The organism is Streptomyces sp. NPDC002795 (genome assembly GCF_042888725.1).
GTDB lineage: Bacteria > Actinomycetota > Actinomycetes > Streptomycetales > Streptomycetaceae > Streptomyces.
This window is the reverse complement of the sequence record NZ_JBIAQB010000003.1, coordinates 23,084-43,781: the sequence shown is the minus strand read 5'-3', so window position 1 is coordinate 43,781 and position 20,698 is coordinate 23,084. Positions and strand designations below refer to the sequence as shown.

21 protein-coding genes are annotated in these 20,698 nt (G+C 71.7%); 9 read left to right on the top strand and 12 right to left on the bottom strand.

Translation table 11 applies throughout. The annotated features are described in order from the left end of the window. Positions 1-42: 42 nt before the first annotated feature. From ACFYWS_RS09500 to ACFYWS_RS09475, 6 genes are all read right to left on the bottom strand, one after another. Complete coding sequence (locus ACFYWS_RS09500; RefSeq protein WP_389271973.1) at positions 43-1,620, bottom strand: ABC transporter substrate-binding protein; 1,578 nt, start codon at positions 1,618-1,620, stop codon at positions 43-45. A gap of 163 nt (positions 1,621-1,783) precedes the next feature. Continuing rightward, complete coding sequence (locus ACFYWS_RS09495) at positions 1,784-2,551, bottom strand: SDR family oxidoreductase (protein WP_389271970.1); 768 nt, start codon at positions 2,549-2,551, stop codon at positions 1,784-1,786. Positions 2,552-2,568: 17 nt separating this feature from the next. After that, a complete protein-coding gene (gene fabG / locus ACFYWS_RS09490; RefSeq protein WP_389271967.1) occupies positions 2,569-3,330 on the bottom strand; it encodes a 3-oxoacyl-ACP reductase FabG in 762 nt (253 codons plus the stop codon). 157 nt (positions 3,331-3,487) lie between these two features. Then, entirely contained in the window at positions 3,488-3,877 is a 390-nt protein-coding gene (locus ACFYWS_RS09485) for a DUF3037 domain-containing protein (protein ID WP_389271964.1), read from the bottom strand. Continuing rightward, positions 3,874-4,680, bottom strand: coding sequence for a HipA family kinase (locus ACFYWS_RS09480; RefSeq protein ID WP_389274042.1), 807 nt, complete (start codon positions 4,678-4,680; stop codon positions 3,874-3,876). Before ACFYWS_RS09480 ends, ACFYWS_RS09485 begins: the two co-directional genes overlap by 4 nt. A 129-nt stretch (positions 4,681-4,809) precedes the next feature. Further along, a complete protein-coding gene (locus ACFYWS_RS09475) occupies positions 4,810-5,505 on the bottom strand; it encodes a hypothetical protein (protein ID WP_389271961.1) in 696 nt (231 codons plus the stop codon). Positions 5,506-5,855: 350 nt separating this feature from the next. On the opposite strand from ACFYWS_RS09475, the gene ACFYWS_RS09470 reads away from it, so the two are divergent. Genes ACFYWS_RS09470 through ACFYWS_RS09460 form a run of 3 tightly spaced genes read left to right on the top strand, consistent with a single transcriptional unit; the run spans position 5,856 to position 10,232 of the window. Next, a complete protein-coding gene (locus ACFYWS_RS09470) occupies positions 5,856-7,355 on the top strand; it encodes a DUF4331 domain-containing protein (protein ID WP_389271958.1) in 1,500 nt (499 codons plus the stop codon). After that, positions 7,352-8,668, top strand: a complete 1,317-nt coding sequence (locus ACFYWS_RS09465; RefSeq protein ID WP_389271955.1) for a tetratricopeptide repeat protein — start codon at positions 7,352-7,354, stop codon at positions 8,666-8,668. Before ACFYWS_RS09470 ends, ACFYWS_RS09465 begins: the two co-directional genes overlap by 4 nt. 46 nt (positions 8,669-8,714) lie before the next feature. After that, positions 8,715-10,232: a nickel transporter gene (locus ACFYWS_RS09460; RefSeq protein WP_389271952.1), complete on the top strand. Its 1,518-nt coding sequence runs from the start codon at positions 8,715-8,717 to the stop codon at positions 10,230-10,232. 65 nt (positions 10,233-10,297) lie between these two features. On the opposite strand, the gene ACFYWS_RS09455 is transcribed toward ACFYWS_RS09460, so the two are convergent. Further along, entirely contained in the window at positions 10,298-11,098 is an 801-nt protein-coding gene (locus ACFYWS_RS09455) for a hypothetical protein (RefSeq protein ID WP_389271949.1), read from the bottom strand. Positions 11,099-11,451: 353 nt separating this feature from the next. Here ACFYWS_RS09455 and ACFYWS_RS09450 point away from each other — a divergent pair, with 353 nt between their 5' ends. Further along, positions 11,452-11,913, top strand: a complete 462-nt coding sequence (locus ACFYWS_RS09450; RefSeq protein WP_389271946.1) for a Rieske (2Fe-2S) protein — start codon at positions 11,452-11,454, stop codon at positions 11,911-11,913. 28 nt (positions 11,914-11,941) lie between these two features. Here the strand turns inward: ACFYWS_RS09450 and ACFYWS_RS09445 are convergent, their stop codons facing one another. Further along, on the bottom strand, positions 11,942-12,610 hold the full coding sequence (locus ACFYWS_RS09445) for a cysteine hydrolase family protein (protein ID WP_389271942.1): 669 nt from the start codon (positions 12,608-12,610) through the stop codon (positions 11,942-11,944). A gap of 162 nt (positions 12,611-12,772) precedes the next feature. Here ACFYWS_RS09445 and ACFYWS_RS09440 point away from each other — a divergent pair, with 162 nt between their 5' ends. Next, a complete protein-coding gene (locus ACFYWS_RS09440; protein WP_389271939.1) occupies positions 12,773-13,252 on the top strand; it encodes a pyridoxamine 5'-phosphate oxidase family protein in 480 nt (159 codons plus the stop codon). Positions 13,253-13,254: 2 nt separating this feature from the next. Here the strand turns inward: ACFYWS_RS09440 and ACFYWS_RS09435 are convergent, their stop codons facing one another. Beyond that, positions 13,255-14,172 (bottom strand): LysR substrate-binding domain-containing protein, encoded by a 918-nt coding sequence (locus ACFYWS_RS09435; RefSeq protein ID WP_389271936.1) that lies wholly within the window; start codon positions 14,170-14,172, stop codon positions 13,255-13,257. Between the two features lie 75 nt (positions 14,173-14,247). Between ACFYWS_RS09435 and ACFYWS_RS09430 the strand changes: the two genes are divergently transcribed. Both ACFYWS_RS09430 and ACFYWS_RS09425 read left to right on the top strand, forming a co-directional pair. Further along, the gene (locus ACFYWS_RS09430) at positions 14,248-15,189 is read left to right on the top strand and encodes a DMT family transporter (protein ID WP_389271933.1); all 942 of its coding nucleotides are present in this window, start codon (positions 14,248-14,250) and stop codon (positions 15,187-15,189) included. Between the two features lie 28 nt (positions 15,190-15,217). Then, a complete protein-coding gene (locus ACFYWS_RS09425; RefSeq protein WP_389271930.1) occupies positions 15,218-15,640 on the top strand; it encodes a hypothetical protein in 423 nt (140 codons plus the stop codon). Here the strand turns inward: ACFYWS_RS09425 and ACFYWS_RS09420 are convergent. Continuing rightward, positions 15,631-16,962: an aminotransferase class I/II-fold pyridoxal phosphate-dependent enzyme gene (locus tag ACFYWS_RS09420; protein ID WP_389271927.1), complete on the bottom strand. Its 1,332-nt coding sequence runs from the start codon at positions 16,960-16,962 to the stop codon at positions 15,631-15,633. The two genes, ACFYWS_RS09425 and ACFYWS_RS09420, sit on opposite strands and share 10 nt — an antisense overlap. 37 nt (positions 16,963-16,999) lie before the next feature. Between ACFYWS_RS09420 and ACFYWS_RS09415 the strand changes: the two genes are divergently transcribed. Further along, positions 17,000-17,677 carry a pyridoxamine 5'-phosphate oxidase family protein gene (locus ACFYWS_RS09415; RefSeq protein WP_389271924.1) on the top strand — a complete coding sequence of 226 codons (678 nt, stop codon included), beginning with the start codon at positions 17,000-17,002 and terminating at the stop codon, positions 17,675-17,677. Further along, on the top strand, positions 17,677-18,327 hold the full coding sequence (locus tag ACFYWS_RS09410; protein ID WP_389271921.1) for an FMN-binding negative transcriptional regulator: 651 nt from the start codon (positions 17,677-17,679) through the stop codon (positions 18,325-18,327). Before ACFYWS_RS09415 ends, ACFYWS_RS09410 begins: the two co-directional genes overlap by 1 nt. A gap of 36 nt (positions 18,328-18,363) precedes the next feature. Here the strand turns inward: ACFYWS_RS09410 and ACFYWS_RS09405 are convergent, their stop codons facing one another. Both ACFYWS_RS09405 and ACFYWS_RS09400 read right to left on the bottom strand, forming a co-directional pair. Beyond that, a complete protein-coding gene (locus ACFYWS_RS09405; RefSeq protein WP_389271918.1) occupies positions 18,364-19,278 on the bottom strand; it encodes a DMT family transporter in 915 nt (304 codons plus the stop codon). Positions 19,279-19,624: 346 nt separating this feature from the next. Next, positions 19,625-20,626 (bottom strand): DMT family transporter, encoded by a 1,002-nt coding sequence (locus tag ACFYWS_RS09400; protein ID WP_389274039.1) that lies wholly within the window; start codon positions 20,624-20,626, stop codon positions 19,625-19,627. Positions 20,627-20,698: the final 72 nt, after the last annotated feature.

The following is a 20,698-nucleotide window of genomic DNA, read 5'->3' as shown; positions in this document are numbered from 1 at the left end:
AAACCTACCGGCGCCCACTGACAACCGACGCCCGCGCCCGGTTCACCAGCTCGTCTTGCGGTGCAGCTCCCACATCATCATGATCGTCGACGGGTCGAGGGCCCGCTCGCCGCCCGAGATCTCCTCGCTCGCCGCGATGTACTGCTTGCCCTGCCACAGCGGCAGCAGCCGCGCGTCCCGCACCATGATGTGCTGGGCCCGCTCGAACTGCCGCGCCACGACGCCCCGGTCACTCTGCTTGCGGGACTGCGGAAGCAGCTTGTCGGTTATCTCGGGCGAGACGTACGGCGTGCTCAGGGCGTTCTTCTCGCCCACGAAGGGCGCGACGAAGTTGTCCGCGTCGGGGAAGTCGGGGAACCAGCCACGCCCGAACACCGGATACTCACCCTTCTTGTAACCCTGCTCGAACGACTTCCAGGGACGGCTCTTGAGCGTGACATCGAAGAGTTTCGACGCCTCCAGCTGCCGCTTGATCTCGGCGAACTCGGGCGCGGTGGCGGAGCCGTAACGGTCGGAGGTGTACCAGAGCGTGAGCGGGACGGGGCCGTTGACACCCGCCTTGGAGAGGATCTCGGCCGCCTTCGCGGCGCTCGGGTCGTTGAACTCGTCGAAGTAGTCGGTGGTGTGGCCCGCCAGGCCCCTGGGGACCATCGAGTACAGCGGTTCCACGGTGTTCGCGTACACCTTGTCCGCGATCGCCCCGCGGTCGACGATCTGGGCCACGGCCCGGCGCACCGCGCGCTTGCCCGCCCACGGGTCCTTGGGGTTGAACACCAGATAGCTGATCTCCATGCCCGCGCCCTCGACGAGTTCCAGGCCGTTGACGCCCTGCTTGTCCTGGAGCCTCACGACGTCGTCGGCGGCGAGACCACGGAAGGTCGCGTCGATCTTCTTCGCCTTCAGGGCGCCGACCATGGCGGACGACGTCTTGAAGTAGCGGATCGTCACCGCGGAGTTCTTGCGGTCCGCGAAGCCCTGGTAGTTGTCGTTGCGCACGAGTTCGGCCTTGCTGCCGTCGGCGTACGACCTGAGCGCGTAAGGACCCGAACCGGTCACCTTGCCATCCGTACGCGCGGACTTGGCCGGATACGCGGAGGGGTCGACGATCGACATGGCGGGAGTGGAGAGCACGAACGGGAAGGTGGCGTCCGGCTTCGTGAGGCGGAACGTTACGCCTCGATCACCCTGCGTCTCCACGCGGTCGAGGCTGCCCAGCAGTCCCGCGGGCCCGCCGCCCCCGCCGATCTCGCGGACCCGGTCGATGGAGTACTTCACGGCCTTCGCGTCGAGCGTGTTCCCGTTAGAGAACTTCATGTCCTCCCGCAGCTCGCAGTGGTAGACGCGGTTGGCGGAGTCCTCGAACCGGCACTCGGCCGCGTCCGCCTGCGGTTCGGCGGCGCCCGACGGCAACGACACCAGGGTCTGGTAGACGTTGCGGAACAGCTCCCACGAGCCGTCCCAGGACGTCGCGGGGTCCAGCGTGCTCGGCACACTGGTGGTGCCCACGGCGATGGGCCGCTCATCGGAATCCTCGCCCGAATTCATCAGCCCGCACCCGGTGAGCAGGGTCATCGACGCGAATGCCGCCCACGCGCGAGGGGCAGGGAACCGGTTGAACACGCGCTCGCTCCTCGATCAGCCATGCCAGGTCGGCAGACAATATCGCAGCGCCCCGCCGGTTCAACTGCTGGAAACGGCGGGGCACTTCACGAGCGGGACCCTTTGTGGAACGTTGTCGTGCAACGCCCGGAATCTCACCTCGGGGCCGGTCGGCCCCGAGGGTCTATTCGACGCCGGCGTTGAGGAACTTGCCGCCGTCCACGACGAGGTTCTGCCCGGTGATCCAGCCGGACTGCTCGGAGGTGAGGAACGCGGCGGCGCCCCCGATGTCCTCCGGCACACCGAGCCGGCCCATCGGGTACGTGGCCGCGACCTCGGCCTCCCGGCCCTCGTACAGGGCGGTCGCGAACTTCGTCTTCACGACCGCCGGGGCGATCGAGTTGACCCGCACCTGCGGCGCGAACTCGTGCGCCAGCTGAAGCGTCAGGTTGACCATGGCGGCCTTGCTGATGCCGTACGCGCCGATGAACGGCGAGGCGGAGACGCCCGCCACGGACGTGATGTTGACGATCGCGCCGCCGTTCTCCTTCTGCCACGCCTTCCACGTCTGCTGCGCGAAGCCGAGCGCGGAGACGACGTTGGTCTCGAAGACCTTGCGCGCCACGTTCAGGTCGAGGTCGGCGATCGGGCCGAACACCGGGTTCGTACCGGCGTTGTTGACGAGGAAGTCGACGCGGCCGAACGCCTCCATGGTGCGCTCGACGGCGGCGGCCTGGTGCGCCTCGTCGTGCGCCTTGCCCGCTACGTAGATCGCGCGGTCGGAGCCGAGCTGCTCGACGGCCTCCTTGAGGGCGTCCTCGCCGCGTCCGGTGATGCAGACGCGGTCACCGCGCGCGATCAGGGCCTCGGCGATGCCGTAGCCGATGCCGCGGCTCGCGCCCGTGATGAGCGCGACCTTGCCGGAGAGCTCCGGAAGTTCAGAAGTGGTCATGTCCGTATCCCCCGGCCTCAGTTGAGCGGGCCGCCGGCCACGTACATGACCTGGCCCGAGACGAAGCCGGCCGCCTCACCGGTGAAGAAGGCGATGGCGTTGGCGATGTCCTCCGGGCGGCCCACGCGCTGCACCGGGATCTGGGTCGCGGCGGCGGCCTGGAAGTCCTCGAAGCCCATGCCGACGCGCTCGGCGGTGGCCTTGGTCATCTCGGTGACGATGAAGCCCGGGGCGACGGAGTTGGCGGTGACGCCGAACTTGCCGAGCTCCTTGGCGAGGGTCTTCGTGAAGCCCTGCAGACCGGCCTTGGCGGCCGAGTAGTTGACCTGGCCGCGGTTGCCGAGCGCCGAGGACGACGACAGGTTCACGATGCGGCCGAACTTGGCGTCCACCATGTGCTTCTGGACGTACTTCGACATCAGGAACGCGCCGCGCAGGTGCACGTTCATGACCGTGTCCCAGTCGTTGGCGCTCATCTTGAACAGCAGGTTGTCGCGCAGCACGCCCGCGTTGTTCACGAGGATCGTGGGGGCGCCGAGCTCCTCGGCGATGCGCGCGATCGCGGCCTCGACCTGCGCCTCGTCGGAGACGTCGCAGCCGACGGCAAGGGCCTTGCCACCGGCGGCGGTGATCGCCTCGACGGTGTCCTTGCAGGCGGCCTCGTCGAGGTCGATCACGGCGACGGCGCGGCCCTCTTCGGCCAGACGGATCGCGGTGGCGGCGCCGATGCCGCGCGCGGCTCCCGTGACGATCGCTACACGCTGCTCAGTGGTGGACATGCTCTTCGGTCTCCTCGCCCTAGAGGTGCGGCCGCTCCGCCCGGTGCGGGTGAGCAACCGCTTAGTACCCTGTGCGTGCGACGCTAGAAGCCCTGGCACCCGGTGTCAACGTGCCTACCTGGTGCCGCTGATCACTAGCCGACCTCGACCCGCACGTTCAGCGCACCAGCAGGTCGAGCAGGCGCTCCGCCTCGGCGGCCGGATCGGCGGTCAGGCCGGTGTGCACGGGGCCAGGCTGTACCACGGTCGAGCGCGGTGCGACGAGCCAGCGGTAGCGCCGCCCGGCGTCGTCCTCGGCCGCCTGGCCCGCGTCGCCTCCCCCGCGGCAGTGCCGCTCGACGGCGTGCAGCACGGCGCGCACGCCCGTCACGTCCGCCTCGGGGTCGAGGGCGAGCAGCCGCTTCTCGTCCAGGTGGGTGTGGGCCGTGACGAAGGACTTGGCGCGGCAGTACACGACGACACCGGCGTTGATCTGCTCCCCGCGCTCGATGCTCGGCACGACGCGCAGCAGGGCGTACTCGAAGACATGGCGTTCGCGCGTGTTCATCGGGTCGCTCCTTCGGTCACCCAGCCGGGAGTTCCGGCGGGCCGGGCGTCACCGGCGGGCAGCGTGACGCGTTCGTGAATCGTGGCGGCACGCGCGCGTAGCGTCTCTACGTAGGCGCGCCGTACCGCGTCCGGGGTGTCGAATCCTGGCTCGTCCGCGAGCCACACGTCGGGGACGTCGGCGGCGGCCTCGGCGATCAGCTCCTCGGTGACGAGCGGCGCGAGCGCGGCCGCGGCCGCGGAGACCTCGGGCCCGAAGCGGGCGAGGGCGTGGTCGCTCGCGTCGTACGGCTTGTCGGCCCAGGAGTGCGCGCCGCGCCAGTTGTGGTGCCAGATCATGCTGGCGCCGTGATCGATGAGCCACAGCTCGCCGCCCTGGACCAGCATGTTGGGGTTGCGCCAGGACCGGTCGACGTTGTTGATCAGCGCGTCGAACCAGACGATCCGGCCCGCCTCCACGGGATCGACGACGTACGCGAGGGGGTCGAAGCCGAGCGCCCGCGGCAGGAACCGCATGCCGAGGTTGGTGCCGCCGCTCCTCTTGAGCAGCTCCTGCACCTCCTGGTCGGGCTCGCCGAGTCCGATCACCGGGTCCAGGTCGAGCGTGACGAGCCCCGGCACGCGAAACCCGAGCGCGCGCGCCAACCGGCCGCAGATGACCTCCGCGACGAGCGTCTTGCGGCCCTGCCCCGCGCCGGTGAACTTCATGACGTACGTGGCGAGATCGTCCGCCTCGACGAGCCCCGGGAGCGATCCTCCCTCCCTCAACGGAGCTGCGTAGCGGGTGACTGCGGCCGTCTTCATCATCTTCCAAGGTTCCCATGCCGCGCCGGGACCTCCCGTATCGCCGCGATGCGCCACGGATGACGGGCCCGGCGACCGCTGCCGCCGGGCCCGTCATCCGTGTCAACTCCCCGGGGAGAGTCGGTCGGTTCAGAAGCTGGGGAACCCGATCGGGGACTGGGAGTTGGTGGGGATGTAGTCGAAGTGCGGCGTCAGCGTGCCGAAGAGGCTGCCGACGCGGGGGCCGGGGCGCCCGGTCTGCTCGGTGAAGAGGTCGGAGAGCTCCTGCGTGACGCGGAACGGCACCTTCTCCAGGCGGAAGCCGGTCGGGCTCGGGCGGGCGCCCGCGAGGGCCTCCGTGGCCGTGGTCTCGCCGAGCATGACCTCGTCCTTGATGACCTTCCCGTCGACCTCGACGCCGGCGGAGTAGCCGGGCGTCGGCATCACACGGATGTAGGTCGGCTTGAGGGTGAACGTCTTGCCCGACGAGGCGTGGTGGAGCTTCAGGCCGCCCGGGTAGAAGATGCGGCCCTTCGAGTCGAGGCCGTCACCGGCGGTCGAGCCGATCGGCATGCTGAAGCCGCGCTTGTCCGCGTCCATCGTGAACGGGCTGATGGCGTCGAGCGTGAAGCCCTCGCGGTCCAGCCAGTCCAGCGTCTCGTCGCTGATGGCGACGTCCGCGTCACCCCACGGGGAGATGTACGCGCCGGGGAACGGGTCGGCCTGCACAGCCGTGGCCCGAGGGGCGTCCGCCGGGGCGGCAGAGGCGGAGGCGAGGCCGAGCGGGAGGGCCAGGGCCGCGGCGATGGCGACGGCGGCGGAGCGGCGGATTCGGTGCATACGCATGGAGGGTCCCTTGTCTCTGGATGATGGTTGCGGGCCGAGCGCCCGCAGCCCCGTCACGTACCGCCGCGTACCACCGCATGCGCGCTCACCAGGGGTTTCCCGATCTCCCTGGAAGTACGGCATGCGGAGGGGTGCGCGGAAGGCGCGCAGGAGGCCACCCGGAACGGTTCGTTTGGGTATGGCAAGTCATGCATAGATTTGCGGCGGAATGGAAGGCGGCGGCGGGCTGCTTACGCCACCCACCTGAAAACGATCACGCGACTGGGGGGACTTCGCGCTCTGAGGTGGATTCAAGATCATCCAGGCCACAAGTCTGGGGGTCCCACTCTCCGCACGCTCTGGAGCGCCCCGTGCAACGACCCATCAGCCGACCCGTCGGCCGAACCGTCAGCAGACCCTCCCGACGACGGCTCGCCCTGCTCGCCGCCACGCTCACCGGGCTGAGCCTCGCCTCCCTGTCCGGCCCCTTCACCGGCAGCAGCCAGGCCGGCGGCCACATCGACGCGCCCTCGTCCATCACGGACTCGCCCGCCGACATCACCGACGTCTACGCCTTCACCAGCCCCGAAAACACCGACATGGTCACGCTCATCGCGAACGTGCGCCCCTTCCAGCTCCCCGGCAACCCGGGCAACGCGCTGGCCGACTACCCCTTCGCGACCGGCGCCCGCTACGAGATCCACACCGACGCCGACGGCGACGGCGCGCCCGACACCACGTACCGGTGGACCTTCAGCAACGACGACCGGCGCCCCTTCGGCATGGGCCCCAAGGTCGGCCCGCTGCCCGTGCGTTCGCTGGAGGACCGGTCGCTCGGCGTCCGCCAGAAGTACACCCTGGAGCGCGTCCGTACGGGCGACAGGGCCGGGACGGAGAAGCTCGTCGACGGCATCGCGGCCCCCACCCACGTCGGTCGGTCCCTGATGCCCGACTACGCCGGTCTGCGCGCGGAGGCCACCCGCGAACTGCCCGGTGGCGGCCGCACCGTGGCCGCCCAGTCGGCGGAGGCCTTCAAGGCCGACACCCAGGTCTTCGGCCTCTTCACCGCCGGCACGGCGGGGCCCGTGCCCGGCTGGCTGCCCGACGCCCAGCCGCTGTCGGCGATGAACGTCAACAGCCTCGTCATCCAGGTGCCCAAGGACGAGGTCGCCCTCAAGGGTGACCCGCAGCGCAACCCGGTCGTCGGCGTCTGGTCGTCCGTCTCCCGCGCCGGCGCCGACCTCGGCCGGAGCCTGGAGAAGCAGGCCCCCACCTACCGGCAGGTCTCCCGCAACGGAAACCCGCACACCGCCTTCAGCATCTACGGCACCACCATCGGGCTCTCCAAGCCCGGTGGCCCGGAGGACCGCTTCCAGCGGCGCGAGCCCAAGGACGACCAGTACGAGAAGGACTACCTGGCCGCCACGCTCGACCCCGCACCGCCCCGCCGCATCGAGGCCGCGCAGGGATTCAAGGCGCCCGCCACCCCGCGCAAGGACATCCAGGCCCTCTTCCTCAAGGGCATCGGCAAGGACAACGGCTCCAAGTTCGGCTTCGACCTCAACACCCACACCATGAACGCCGACGCCGACCCCTCGCGCATCGCCCTCGCGGAGGAGCTGCGGCTCAACCTCACCACCCCGGTCACGGCCGCCCCGAACAAGTACGGCGTCATCGAAGGCGACAAGCAGGGCTTCCCCAACGGCCGTCGCCTGAACGACGTCATCGACCCGCCGCTCATCCGGATGCTCGAAGGCGAGCCCGGCGGCCGCTCCGCGGAAGGGCTGCTGCCCAAGCCCGTCGTCAAGCTCCAGCCGGCCGACGCCCAGGGCACGTTCCCGTACCTCAACGTCCCCCACGCGCTCCTGTGAGACGACTCCTCAGCGCGGCCGGCGCCGCGGTCGCCGTCGCCGCGTGCGTCGCCGGGCTCCTCGCACTGGGGCCCGACGACAGCACGCCCGGCGGCGCACCGCGCGCCGGAGCAGCCGCGTCCGGCGGCGGGGACCTCCCCGCCGCCGGCGCGGTGCGCGCCGCCCGCGACGCCACGGAACGCCACCCCGACGACCCGACGAGCTGGTCCCGGCTCGGTACCGCCCAGATCGAAGCGGCCCGCACCACCCTGGACGCCGGCCGCCTCGAAGCCGCGGGCAAGGCCCTGCACCGCTCCCTCGATCTCCGCCCCGAAGAGAACTACGCGGCCGTGATCGGACTCGGTCAACTCGCCAACGCCAAGCACGACTTCACAGAAGGCCGCACCCAGGGCCTGCGCAGCACCCGCATGGCCCCCGACCGTCCCGACGGATACGCGGTCCTCGCCGACGCCGAGATCCAGCTCGGCCACTACCCGGCCGCCCGCACCGCCGTCCAGCGCCTCCTCGATCTGGCACCCGGCTCCGCCGCGTACAGCAGAGCCGCCTACGACCTGGAGACGCACGGCAGGGAACGCGACGCGGCCATCGCCCTGGACCGCGCTCTGGAGAGCGCGTCCACCCCCGACGAGAGCGCCTTCGCGGAATCCCGCAGCGGCGAACTCGCCTGGTCCTCCGGTGACATCCCGCGGGCGGAGGGCCACTTCCGGCGCGCGCTCGGCCTCGTCCCCGACCATCCGTACGCCACGTCCGGACTCGCCCGCGTCCGGGCCGCACAGGGCCGCACCGAGGAAGCCCTCAAGCTCTACGACCGGCTCGTGGAGCGCACACCCGTACCGCAGTTCCTCGTCGAATCCCTCGAACTGCGGCTCGCCGCCGCCGAGTCGAAGGGCGAGGGGAAGCGCGATCCGGGGATCGCCGCCGCGCGGGCCGCGCTCGACGCGCAGCTGCGCATGGCACAGGCGGCAGGCGGCCCCGTCGACCCGCACCTCGCCCTGTACGCGGCCGACCACGCGGACCCCGCCGTCGCCGTGAAACTGCTGAGCCACGAGGCGGAACAGTCCCGCAGCGTCATCGTCGACGACGCGCTCGGCTGGGCCCTGCACCGTGCGGGACAGGACCGGAAAGCCCTCACCCACGCGCGCGAAGCCGCCAGGACCGGCTGGGACAACCCGCTGTTCCAGTACCACAGAGGGGCGATCGAAGCGGCCCTGGACAACCCCGACGCCGCCACCCACCTGCGCGCGGCACTCGACCGCAACCCCCACTTCTCCGCCCACCACGCACCCCGGGCGGCCGCTCTGCTCGCGCGGTGAGCACCCCGCGACGAGAGCGGTACCGCCCGGCAGTTGAGAGCAGTCGATGAACCGTTCACGCCCGGCCGTCGCCGCCGCGAAGGCCCTGCCCGCAGCTCTGCTGCTGGCCCTCTGCGCGGCCCCGGCCGCACACGCCCACCCACTGGGCAATTTCAGCGTCAACCACTACGACGGGCTGCACCTGACCACCGGTCGACTCATCGACACGGCCGTCGTCGACACCGCGGAGATTCCCACCGCACAGGACCACGACACGGCCGACACCGACCGCGACGGCCGGATCTCGAAGGCGGAGGCGGCCGCCCGCGCCGCGGACCGCTGCGCCGGACTGGCCCGCGCCACCCGGGCCGCACTCGACGGGCAGGCGCTCACCTGGAAGGCGACCGAGTCCGCCCTCACCTTCGGCAAAGGCGCGGCCGGACTGCCCATCGCCCGGCTGACCTGCACGCTGAGCGCCGACGCCGACCTGAGCGGCCCCGCGGACCTGACCTTCACCTCGGCGGCCGACGCGGCCCGCACCGGCTGGAAGGAGATCACCGCCGCCGGCTCCGGGGTGCGGCTCACCGACTCCTCCGTACCCGCCACCAGCACCAGCGGCGGCCTGCGCGACTACCCGGCGACCGCGGCCACGGACCCGCTCGACACCGTGGAAGCCCGGCTGCACAGCGAACCCGCCACCGCGGGAGTCGCGGCACCCGGCGCGGACCAGGGCGCGCAACACTCTGCGGCCGCCCCCGCGCTCGTCCGTGAGGCCGTCCTCTTCCCCGCCCTGGAGAACCGGCTCACCGCCCTCACCACGGGCCGCGATCTCACCCTCCCCGTCGGCCTCCTCGCCGTCCTCCTCACCCTCCTGCTCGGCGCGGGCCACGCGGCCCTCCCCGGCCACGCCAAGCTGGCGGTCGCCGCCTGTCTCGCCCGACGCGAGGGCGGAGTCCGGGCGGCCCTCGCCGTCGGCGCGACGGTGACCGCGACCCACACGGCGGGCGTCCTCGCGGTGGGCCTCGTCCTGACCGTCTCCGGTGGCTTCCTCGGCGAACAACTCCTGGGCGGCCTCGGCGCGATCAGCGGCGCCGTGATCGCGCTCATCGGCACCTGGCTGGCGGTGACCGCCGTACGGGCCCTCCACACCGGCCACCGCCCCACCGGCCTGCACCACCACAGTCACGGGCACAGCCACAGCCACAGCCACAGCCACGATGGGCATGGGCATGGGCACGAGCACGCTGAAGAACGAGGCCGCACGGGCTTCGCCGCGCTGCTCGGCGTGGGCCTGGCGGGAGGCCTCGTGCCCAGCCCCTCGGCGCTCGTCGTGCTGCTGGGAGCGGTCGCCCTGAGCAGAACGTCGTTCGGCGTGCTGCTGGTCTTCGGCTACGGGGTCGGCATGGCCCTGACCCTCACGGCGGCGGGCCTGCTGCTCGCGGGAGGCGGCAACCGGCTCGCCGTCATCGGCGAACGCCGGCTGCCCGCGCTGCGTCGCTTCGCCCCGTACGGAACGGTCCTGACGGCGCTGGTGGTCCTGGCCGTCGGACTCGGCCTGCTGGTCCGGAGCCTCTTCCCGTACTGACCGCAGCCTGCTCCGTGCCGTGACATTTCAGTTCATCGCATGTCACGGCACGGCACGGCAGTGGCTTACTGCTGGCCGAACGCGCCGAACGGGTTCGGCAGGCTCTGCGCCGCGCCGAGCGCCTCCGAGATGCGTCCCAGGCCGGCCAGTTCCGGGGTGTTGAACGACGGCAGCGCGCGGCTCGGAACGCCCTTCCACGCGATGTCCAGGGTCGCCCAGGGGTCACCGGCCTTCAGGTCGGTGCCCAGGGTGCGGTTGAGGTCCCGCGCGAACTCGGCGTCGATCGTGAAGGTGACGCGCTTCGGGCCGATGCCGCCGTTGTGCGGCACGAACTGACCGGTCGTGAGGGCCTGTGCCACGGTGAAGTTCGCGAGGTTCAGTTCTCCACCCGCGCGCGGGGTGCCATTGATGTTCGGTGTCGTGAAGACCTTGCTGTTGCCGACGGCCTCGAACTTGATCCAGAAGTCGTCGACCTCGTACGTGGCGTCGGTGGCGGGGTTCGTCCACTTCATGCCGCCGGGGTAGCAGACCCGGCCGCTGGGAAGTTCGATGTTGTCGTACTTCTCCCCGATCGGGATCAGCATCGACCTGCCGTCGCTCTTGAGGGAGTTGGGCGCGACGGCCTCGGTCCGGACGTTCTGCTTCCGCAGGGCGGAGACGAACTCCGTGGAGTACGTGAGCGTCGCCTCGCCCTCCTTCGACAGGTACAGGCCCGTCTGCCCCTGCGGCACACATCCGTACGGCCCTGCGGCCTGCGGTGCGGCGGCCTGTGGCGCGGCAGAGGCCGTGGCCGGCTGGGCGACGAACAGCAGGGCCGCGCAGGCCGAGGCGGCGGTCGCGGCGAGGGCGATCCGGTTCCGGGACATGGGTGAGCTCCTTCGGTGAGGCGGTGAGGTGACGCGGTGAGGTGATGCGTTGAGTGGGGGTGCATCGATGTGACGGAACGTGCATATCCATGCCTACCGGTCATCCGTTCGTCCCGCGCCTCAGCTCACCCGACTGCCCTGCGGCTGAGGGCTGAGAGGTGCATCCCGCTGCCTCTGGTGACCCTCAATGGGGTGACATGGCGGGTCGCGGTGACTTCGGGGAGCACGCGCCCCGGTTATGGCATCAGGATGACGTTGAACGTCCAGGGATCACCGTACGTACCTCAGGGAAACCCCCACGGGATCCAGCACGTCCCCTCGACCCGACCCACCGATGAAGGGACCTTCACCTCATGACCGCTTCGCAGGAGCCCGCCCCCACGAGCCATGTCCCGTCGCGCCGCGTCGTCGTCACGGCGGTCGGCGCCGCGGGGATCGCCGCGGCGCTGAGCGCGTGCGGCAGCTCGGACGAGGACACGTCGCAGCCCGCGGGCAACGCGTCATCGGGCGGCGGCGAGAAGAAGAAAGGCAAGGAGATCGCCAAGACCTCGGACATCCCGGAGGGCGGTGGAAAGATCCTCGCGGACGCCGGGGTGGTGGTGACTCAGCCCGCGTCGGGCGAGTTCAAGGCGTTCACCAACATCTGTACGCACCAGGGATGCAAGGTGAGCAAGGTGGCCGGCGGCACCATCGACTGCCCGTGCCACGGCAGCAAGTTCTCCATCAAGGACGGCAGCGTGACGCATCCGCCGGCCACGCAGCCCCTGGAGGAGAAGCCGCTGAAGGTCAGCGGCGACTCGATCGAGCTCGCGTAGCGCCGCCTACGTAGGCTCTGCGTACGCCCTACGTACGCTTCCACGCGTCGAGCACGTCCGGCGTCGCCGTCACGGTGGCTATCAGGGCGAGCGTGTTGTCGATCATCGCGGGGGTGTAGCCGGCGGGCACCCCCGCGATGGCGTCCCGGGGCACGACCACCGTGTAGCCGAGGTTCACGGCGTCGAACACAGCGTTCGGGATGGCTACGTTGGCGGAGACACCGGTGACGACGAGCGTGCGGCAGCCGAGGTTGCGCAGCAGCGGATCCACGTCGGTGCCGGCGATCGGGGAGAGCCCGTGCAGGCGGCGTACGACGATGTCCTCGTCCGCGACCTCGACGGGCGGGGCGACGCGGACGGCGTCGGTGCCCGAGAGCTGCTTCACGGGGAGGCGCTCGGTGGCACGGAAGAGGCGGGCGTTGCGGCTGGCCCCGCGGCCGTCCGGGCGCCGCTCCGCGACGGCGTGCAGGACCTGGACCCCACTCTCGTGGGCTGCCGCCACCAGCCGCGCCACGTTGTCGAGGGCGCCCGACGTCCGCGCCTCCTCGGCGAGTTCGGGGAGCGCGCTGTCGGCGCCGACGACGCCCTGCTGGCACTCGACGGTCAGCAGCACCGTGCTCGCCGGGGCGAGCAGCTCGGCCAGCTTCTCGCGCTTCTCGCGCTGCTCGCGTTTCTGGTGCTTCTCGTGCGACGGCACGACCGCCCCCTGCCTGTCGGAACTCCGGCTGCTTTCCGGGCTGCTGGAGGGTAGCCACCATTGCGTGCACAGGGAAGAGGTCGCATGCTGCGTTCCTGATACCACGTCAGACAGGTCGGAAGCACGCCCGATATACGTCGGATGCCGGACAAGGGAGCCCCTATGACCACCGCCACCCAGCGCCGCGGCCGGAAGATCATGATGTCGCCCGAGGAGCGCGACGCGTTCCTCGCCGAACAGCGCACCTGCCGCGTCGCCACGGTGGACGCGGACGGCACGCCGCACGTCAGCCCGCTCTGGTTCGCCTGGGACGGCACATCACTGTGGATCTACTCGCTGTCCCGCAGCCGCCGCTGGGCCGATCTGCGGGCCGACGGCCGGGTGTCGGTGGTGGTCGACGCCGGCGAGGAGTACGGGGAGCTGCGCGGCGTCGAGCTGTCCGGTCGCATGGAGTTCGTCGGGGAGACCCCGCGCACCGGCGAGCCGTTCCCCGAACTCGACGCCATCGAGCGGCTGTTCGCGCACAAGAACTTCGGGATGACCGAGATGGTCTACGACGGCCGGCACGCGTGGGCGCGACTCACTCCGGACAAGTTCGCCTCGTGGGACTTCCGGAAGCTGGCCGATCCCGGCCGACGCTGACGTCACCCATCGGCCAGCTGCCCGAGATCCGCCCCCACCTTCTGGAGTGCCCGCACCGCGGCGCGGATCGAGGGCCGCCGATCCGCGTCCGCGCGCCACACGACGTAGACATGGCGCCGCACCTTCTGCCGCACCGGCACTGTCACCACACCCTCGGGCATCGGGTCGCGGCCGAGCAGCGGCGCGACGCACACGCCCAACCCGGCCGCCACCAGCCCGAGTTGGGTGTGTGTCTCGGCGGCGCGATGGGCGACCTGCGGCTCGACGCCCTTGGCGCGCAGCGTGAACATCAGCCACTCGTGGCAGAACTCACCCTGCCCCCAGGTGATCCACTCGTCGTCCGCGAAGTCCTCCAGGCCGACCACTTCGCGCCCGGCCAGCGGATGGCCGACCGGCATCGCGACATCCGCCGGATCGTCGAGGATGCTCGCCTTGACCAGGCCTTCCGGCATGGGCATCGGCTTGTTGTACCAGTCCAGCACGACGGCGAGATCGAGATCCCCGCGGATCACCTCGGCCACCGCGGCCTCGGGCTCCAACTCCTGGGACCGTACGCGCAGTTGCGGATGCTCGGCACGCAGCGCGGCGAGCGCGCCGGGGAACAGTCCGCGGGCGGCCGTCGGGAACGCGGACAGCCGCAGCTCCCCCACGACCTGCCCGCGCTGCGCCTCCAGGTCGGACTGGGCCAGCTCGACCTGCGAGAGGATGCGTGCCGCGTGCTCCGCGAGCAGCCGGCCCGCGTCGGTGAGGCGCACGCCGCGCCCGCGCTTGGCGAGCAGCTGCTGCCCCGCCTCGCGCTCCAGCTTGGTCATCTGCTGCGAGACGGCGGACGTGGTGACGTGCAGCCCCTCGGCCGCGCCGCTCACCGACCCGTGCCGGGCCAGGGCATCCAGGACCCGCAGGCGCTCCAGATTCAACATGTAAGCGATGCTAATTGGTACCCGGAAAATAATCTCGCTTGTGCTACGAAGATGTAGGGAGCCAATCTGGACCCTATGAGCACGACGACCCCTCCCCGAACCACCGCGGCCACGCCCGCCGTCGCCGCCCCGCGGCCCGCCCTCGACTGGCGCGTCCGCTTCGGCGTGCTCGCCCTCATCTGGGGCTTCAGCTTTCTGCTCATCAAGGTGGGAACGGAGGGCTTCGCCCCGCTCCAGGTCACGCTCGGGCGTCTGCTGTTCGGTGCGGCGGTCCTGGTCGTCGCCATGATCGTGAAGCGTCAGCGGCTGCCCCGCGGGGCCCGCACCTGGGGGCACCTGACCGTCGCGGCGTTCTTCCTCAACGCGCTGCCGTTCTCGCTCTTCGCGTTCGCCGAGGAGACGATCCCTTCGACGCTCGCCGGGATCTGCAACGCGACGTCGCCACTGTGGGGCATGGCGCTCTCGCTGGTCGCGCTCTCCGAGGACCGGCCGACGCGGCGCCGGGTCGCGGGCCTCGGCATCGGTTTCCTCGGCGTCCTGACCGTCCTCGGCGTGTGGCAGGGCTTCCACGGCCTGGACGTGGCGGGCACGACGATGGCGCTGCTCGCCTCGCTCTCCTACCCGATCGGCTGGATCTACGTCCGCCGCACGCTCGCGAACACGGGCGAGTCGAACGTGTCGATGATCGGGGCGCAGCTCTTCCTCGCCACCGTCCAACTCGCCCTCGTCACCCCGCTGTTCACGTCCTGGCCGGCCCACTTCTCAACGGTCCCGCTGCTCGCGATCGCCGCGCTGGGCGCGCTCGGCACGGGGGTGGCGTTCCTCATCCAGTACGGCCTGGTGGCCGAGGTCGGCCCGACGACCGCGCAGATGGTCACGTACTTCGTCCCGGTCATCGCAACGGCGGCAGGCGTCGCGGTCCTCGGCGAATCCCTGAGCTGGTCGACCCCGATCGGCGCGGCCATCGTCCTGGCGGGCGCGGCCCTCACGCAGTCGCGACGCCGGGGCGGGTCCTAGCCCTCGCCGCGTTGACCAATCTGCCACCTTGGACGACGCCCCACCCGCCTCGGGCGACGCCCACCCCGCCTTGGGCGACACCCCGCCCGACTCGGGCGGCATTCCACTCGCCTTGGGCGACATCCCGCCCGACTCGGGCGGCACTCCACTCGCCTTGGGCGACACCCGACCCGCCTTGGGCGACACCCTGCCCGACTCGGGCGACGCCCGACCCGCCTTGGGCGACACCCCGCCCGACTCGGGCGGCACTCCACTCGCCTTGGGCGACACCCCACCCGCCTCGGACGACACCCCACCCGCCTTGGGCAATCTGCCGCCTTGGGCGGCAGGGTGGGCAAGGCGGCGCCCCGGTGCCGCGCAACAGGAACTCGGGGCCAAGCCCCGACGCCGCACCCCCTGGGCCGAAGGTGACGCCGAACCCGCGGCCCGCCGCAACGCACCTCACGCGTAATGCCTCCGCGGCCCCGACCCCACCGCCGCCACCACCGCGTCCGCCACCACCCCGATCTCCCCCACCTCCAACCGGGACACCGTGATCCGCACCCCCGGCCCCGCCTCCATCCGGAACCTCGCCCCCGGCGCCACCGCCCACCCGGCATGCAGCAACCGCGCCACCGCCCCGGTCTCGTCCGCCACCGGCACCCACACGTTCATCCCGCTGCGCCCGTGCGCGACAACCCCCCGCTCAGCCAGCGCAGCGACCAGCGCGTCACGCCGCTCCCCGTACGAGGCCGCGACGGCCACCGCGTCCACCGCCCCGGCCTCCCACAACCCGGTCACGGCCCGCTGCGTGATGCGGCTGACCCAGCCCGGCCCGAGCCGCTGCCGCCCCAGCACCCGGTCGACCGTGCCGCCGTCCCCGGTGAGCACGGCGAGCCGCAGGTCCGGCCCGTAGGCCTTGGCCACGGAACGTACGAACGCCCACTGCCGCGTGGCCCCGGCGAGCGGATGCAGCGGCAGATCGACGATGCCGTGGCCGTGGTCGTCCTCGATGAGCAGGACCTCCGGGTGCCCGCCCAGGATCGCGCGCAGCGCCTTCGCCCGCCCCGAACCCACTGCCGCGCCGGTCGGATTCTGCGCCCGGTCCGTCACCACGATCGCCCGCGCCCCCGCACTCAGCGCCCGCTCCACGTCATCCGGCAGCGGCCCCTCGTCGTCCACCCCGACCGGCACCGTCCGCAGCCCCAGCGCGGGCACGAGGTCGAGCATGCTGCCCCAGCCGGGGTCCTCCACGGCGACCGCGTCCCCCTGCTTGAGGTGCCCGGCGAGCACCCGCTCGATGGCGTCGAGCGAACCGGATGTCACAGTGACGGGCCCGCCCGGCACCCCGTCCGCATCGAGGTCGGCCCGCGCGCGGCGCACCAACCCCGGCTCCAGGGAGTCGTCCCCGTACAGCACCGGCTCCTTGTCGGCGACGCCCGCGGCCGCCGTGAACGCCTCTACCAGCGAGGGCAGCAGCGCCGTGTCGGGATTGCCGTCCGACACGTTCCGCACTCCCTCCGGCACGTCCACGCGGATGGCCTCGCGCGCGGTGATGACCGGTTTTGGACGCACCCGGCTGCCGCGCCTCCCGGCCGTCTCGATGACCCCGCGCTCACGCAGCGACCGGTACGCGGCCGCGACCGTATTCGGATTCACCCCGAGCTGTTCAGCCAACTCCCGCATGGGCGGAAGCAGTTGACCCGGCTCAAGATCCCCGGCGATCACCGCACGCTCGACGCTTGCGCAGATCTCTGCTGCGCGACGCCCACTGATCCGATACTCTCCTAGCACAAACAGCATTATGTACTAGTGCAATGGAGTTCGCAACATGAGCGTCGCCCAGGAACAGTCAGCCGCCTCCTACGCGCCCACGGAACGCACGACCCCGACCCGCGCCAAGGAGCGCGCGGCGTACGACCACGCCCTGGTGCACTCGATACTCGACGAGACCTACCTCTGCCATCTCGGCTTCGTCCGCGACGACGCCCCCGTCGTACTGCCCACGCTGTACGCGCGCGTGGGCGAGCGGCTCTACGTACACGGCTCCACCGGCTCGCGCCCGCTGCGCATGGCGGGGCAGCAGGACCCCGGCCTGCCGGTCTGCCTGACGGTGACGCACGTCGACGGCCTGGTACTCGCCCGCTCCGCCTTCCACCACTCCATCAACTACCGCTCCGTGGTGGTGCACGGCACGGCGCACCAGGTCACGGACGCCGAGGAGAAGCGGCTCGCCCTGGACGCGATCGTCGACCACGTGGTGGCGGGCCGCGCCGCCGACTCGCGGGCCGCGAACGCCAAGGAGCTCGCCGCGACGGCCGTGCTCCGCATCGACCTCTCCGAGGTCTCGGCGAAGGTCCGCGCGGGCGGTCCGAACGACGAGCCCGAGGACATGGACCTGCCGCACTGGGCGGGCGTGGTCCCCGTACAGCGCGGCTACGGTGAGCTGCTTCCTTCGGACGACCTCGCCGACGGCATCGACGTTCCCTCGTACCTCAAGGGGCTGTGATGCTGATCCACCCCTGGGACGCGGCGCGCGACACAGCCGAGTGGCAGCAGTGGCTCGCCGCCCACGACTTCGGCCAGCTCGCCGTCAACGGCCTCGACGGCGAACCCCCTTTCGTGCAACCCATGCACTTCGCGTACGACCCTCAGGGTCCGGGCGAGTTCGGCGAGGTGGTCGCCCACCTCGCCCGCCCCAACCCCCTGTGGTCCGCGCTCGACGCCAACCCGCAGGTACTGCTGAGCGTCGTCGACGACTACGCGTTCGTGCCGGGCCCCTGGCAGGCGCCGCCCGACGTGCCCCCGGAGCACGGCACGCCGACCAGCTTCTACGCCGCCGTCCAACTGCGCTGCACCGCGCGCGTGGTGGACGACCCGGAGGAGAAGGCGGAGCTCCTGAACCGGCAGGTGGGCCACTTCCAGCCGCCCGGCCTCTCGGTGCCGGTGGCCGCGGGCGAGGCCCCGTACGGCCGGATGCTGCCGGGCATCCGGGGCCTGCTGCTCGAAGTGACCGACGTACGGGCCAAGTTCAAGTACGCGGAGCACAAGCCCGCCGAGGTCCAGGACAAGATCGCGGCGGGCCTCGCCGGACGGGGCGACCCGCGTGACGCCGCCGCCCTCGCCACGCAGCGACGACGGCGTCACCAGCCCGCGTAACGTCACCAGCCCGCGTAAGAGGCAGGCCCTGGGAGTTCAGCGCGTCGACCGGGCCTCCGCCGCGGCGAGGCCCGTCACCGCCGCCAGCATCAGGGCGGTGCCCGCGACGGTCGCCGTGGTCAGGTCCTCGCCGAGCAGCGTGACCGCGATGACGGCGGCGCCGACCGGTTCGAGCAGCGTGATCACGGAGACCGTGGCGGAGCGCACCACCGCCGCGCCCGCGAAGTACAGGGCGTACGCGAGCGCGGTCGGCACCGAGGCGATGTACACCAACAGGCCGAGCATGGCGAGGTGGTGGCCGGTGTGCGGCACAAGCCCCTCGACCGCGCCGAGCGGCAGCAGCGCGAGCGAGGCGACCGCGAACGTGCCCACGGTCGTGCCCAGCCCGCCCTCTGCCCCGCCGTGCCGGCCGAACCACCGGGTGAGCAGGGTCATCACGGCGTACCCGGCCGCGGACAGCAGCGCCCACACCACCCCGAGCGGGCGCACCGTCGCGTCGCCCCCGCCGAGGACGAGGACAGCGAGCCCGCCGAGCGCCCCGGCCACGGACAGCAGCCCGCCCACGCCGAGCCGCTCCCCGAGCAGCACGCGCGCGCCGACCGCGATGAGCACGGGCCCCGCACCGAGCGCGACCACCGTGCCCACGGCGAGCCCGGTCGCCTGCACCGCGGCGAAGTAGGCGGTCTGGAACACGGCGAGCGCGAGACCCAGCACGCCGAGCCGGACGGCCTTGCGGCCCCTCGTCTCGTACGACACCGGGGCGGGCGTACGCCGCAGCGCCCGCACGGCGACGAGCAGCAGGAGCCCGCCGGCACAGCGCCAGAACGACAGGGCACCGGGCCCCAGGTCACTGGCCCGGAACACCAACGAGGCGGCGGCGCCCGCGGTGCCCCAGGCGACACCGGCGACGACGAGATACACCAGGCCGCGTGCGACCGGCAGTTGGCGCAAGGCCCCCGAAGCTGAGCCCGAAGCAGAACCAGCAGGCGCGACCGCGCCCGCCTTGGCGACATACGACACGTGACACTCCACGGAGAGCGGCCCTCCGGACACACCGGGGGCAGGAACACGGACCGTCGTGAGCGGACGGCCGTACCCCTCCGGGAAGCGCCGCCCGCGGCAGGGCCAAGCACGGCGCCAGGGATCACTACAGGCAGCACAGCTCCGGCCGGCACCCCTCAGGTGGCGACCCACAGTGGCGAGATCCCCGGTCGACCGGGCCCGGCCACGACAGCCGGGCAGCCCTCAGACGGCCGGGGGCGGCAGGACGAGTGCGCGTGCATGCATGCTCCGCACCCTAAGGAGCCCCGCCGGCACGCGACAACACGTTTTCCTGCGCGGCGTCGGACGGTTCCTGCGGCGCGGCCACCGTCTTCGACGACTGTGCGATGAGCGCCCCGACCAGGACCATCGCCCCGCCGAACAACTGCGGCCCCGACAGGTGCTCCCCGAGCATCACCCAGGCGAGGACGGTCGCGACGACCGCCTCCAGGCAGGCCACGACCCCGGCCACCTGCGGCGACAGGAGGCGCACCGACACCACGCCGGTGAGGTACGCGACGACCGTGGCGAGCAGCACGATCCAGCACAGGAGCAGCCACGCGGGCACGGCCGCATCGTCCATGGACGCGCTGCCCGCGAGCACCGACCAGTCCATGCCCCAGGGGCGGGCGACGACCGTGAGCAGCACGGCCCCGATGAGCAGCCCGTACGCGATCACACCGAACGGGTCAGGTACTTCGGCCCCGGACTCGGCCGCGTCGCCGCCGTGGTCGGACAGCACGAAGTAGCCGACCTGGCAGCAGGCCGCGCCGAGGGCGAGCAGCAGGCCGAGCGCGTCGAAGCCGAGCCCCGACCACACCTCGACGACACAGGCGAGCCCGGCCACGGCGATCACGACGCCGAGCGCGGCGGCGCGCGTCACGGGCTTGCGCTGCACGAAGCGGACCCAGCCGAGTACGAGCGCGGGCGCCAAGTACTCGATGAGCAGGGCGACACCGACGGGGATGCGGGAGATCGCGGCGAAGTAGCAGGCCTGCACGCCCGCGACCGCGAGCAGCCCGAACCCGGCGAGCAGCGCAGGCCTGCGCAGCACGAGCGCGCGATGCCGCCAGGCGACCGGCAGCATGACCAGGGCGCCGCCCGCGACGCGCAGCCACACCACGTGGAGCGGGTCGAGCCCCACCTCGATCAGCGGTTTGGCCGCCACCCCGGAACCGCCGAACGCGAGCGCGGAGAGGAGGGCGAGGCCCAGTCCCATGCCGCGCCCGCGGGTTGCCTGCTTCCCCGAAGAACCCATTGACTCGCGCACCGGCACATCATGACAGGGCGCGTCAGGACCGTCATCCCCGTTGACCCCTGTCTCACGGGA

Coding starts and splice junctions, on each gene's coding strand:
- ACFYWS_RS09430 (WP_389271933.1), top strand. CDS start 14,248: ATGAGCACGACGACCCCTCCCCGAACCACCGCGGCCACGCCCGCCGTC.
- ACFYWS_RS09435 (WP_389271936.1), bottom strand. CDS start 14,172: ATGTTGAATCTGGAGCGCCTGCGGGTCCTGGATGCCCTGGCCCGGCAC.
- ACFYWS_RS09400 (WP_389274039.1), bottom strand. CDS start 20,626: ATGGGTTCTTCGGGGAAGCAGGCAACCCGCGGGCGCGGCATGGGACTG.
- ACFYWS_RS09485 (WP_389271964.1), bottom strand. CDS start 3,877: ATGAACACGCGCGAACGCCATGTCTTCGAGTACGCCCTGCTGCGCGTC.
- ACFYWS_RS09480 (WP_389274042.1), bottom strand. CDS start 4,680: ATGAAGACGGCCGCAGTCACCCGCTACGCAGCTCCGTTGAGGGAGGGA.
- ACFYWS_RS09440 (WP_389271939.1), top strand. CDS start 12,773: ATGACCACCGCCACCCAGCGCCGCGGCCGGAAGATCATGATGTCGCCC.
- ACFYWS_RS09495 (WP_389271970.1), bottom strand. CDS start 2,551: ATGACCACTTCTGAACTTCCGGAGCTCTCCGGCAAGGTCGCGCTCATC.
- ACFYWS_RS09475 (WP_389271961.1), bottom strand. CDS start 5,505: ATGCGTATGCACCGAATCCGCCGCTCCGCCGCCGTCGCCATCGCCGCG.
- ACFYWS_RS09415 (WP_389271924.1), top strand. CDS start 17,000: ATGAGCGTCGCCCAGGAACAGTCAGCCGCCTCCTACGCGCCCACGGAA.
- ACFYWS_RS09460 (WP_389271952.1), top strand. CDS start 8,715: ATGAACCGTTCACGCCCGGCCGTCGCCGCCGCGAAGGCCCTGCCCGCA.
- fabG (WP_389271967.1), bottom strand. CDS start 3,330: ATGTCCACCACTGAGCAGCGTGTAGCGATCGTCACGGGAGCCGCGCGC.
- ACFYWS_RS09410 (WP_389271921.1), top strand. CDS start 17,677: ATGCTGATCCACCCCTGGGACGCGGCGCGCGACACAGCCGAGTGGCAG.
- ACFYWS_RS09450 (WP_389271946.1), top strand. CDS start 11,452: ATGACCGCTTCGCAGGAGCCCGCCCCCACGAGCCATGTCCCGTCGCGC.
- ACFYWS_RS09455 (WP_389271949.1), bottom strand. CDS start 11,098: ATGTCCCGGAACCGGATCGCCCTCGCCGCGACCGCCGCCTCGGCCTGC.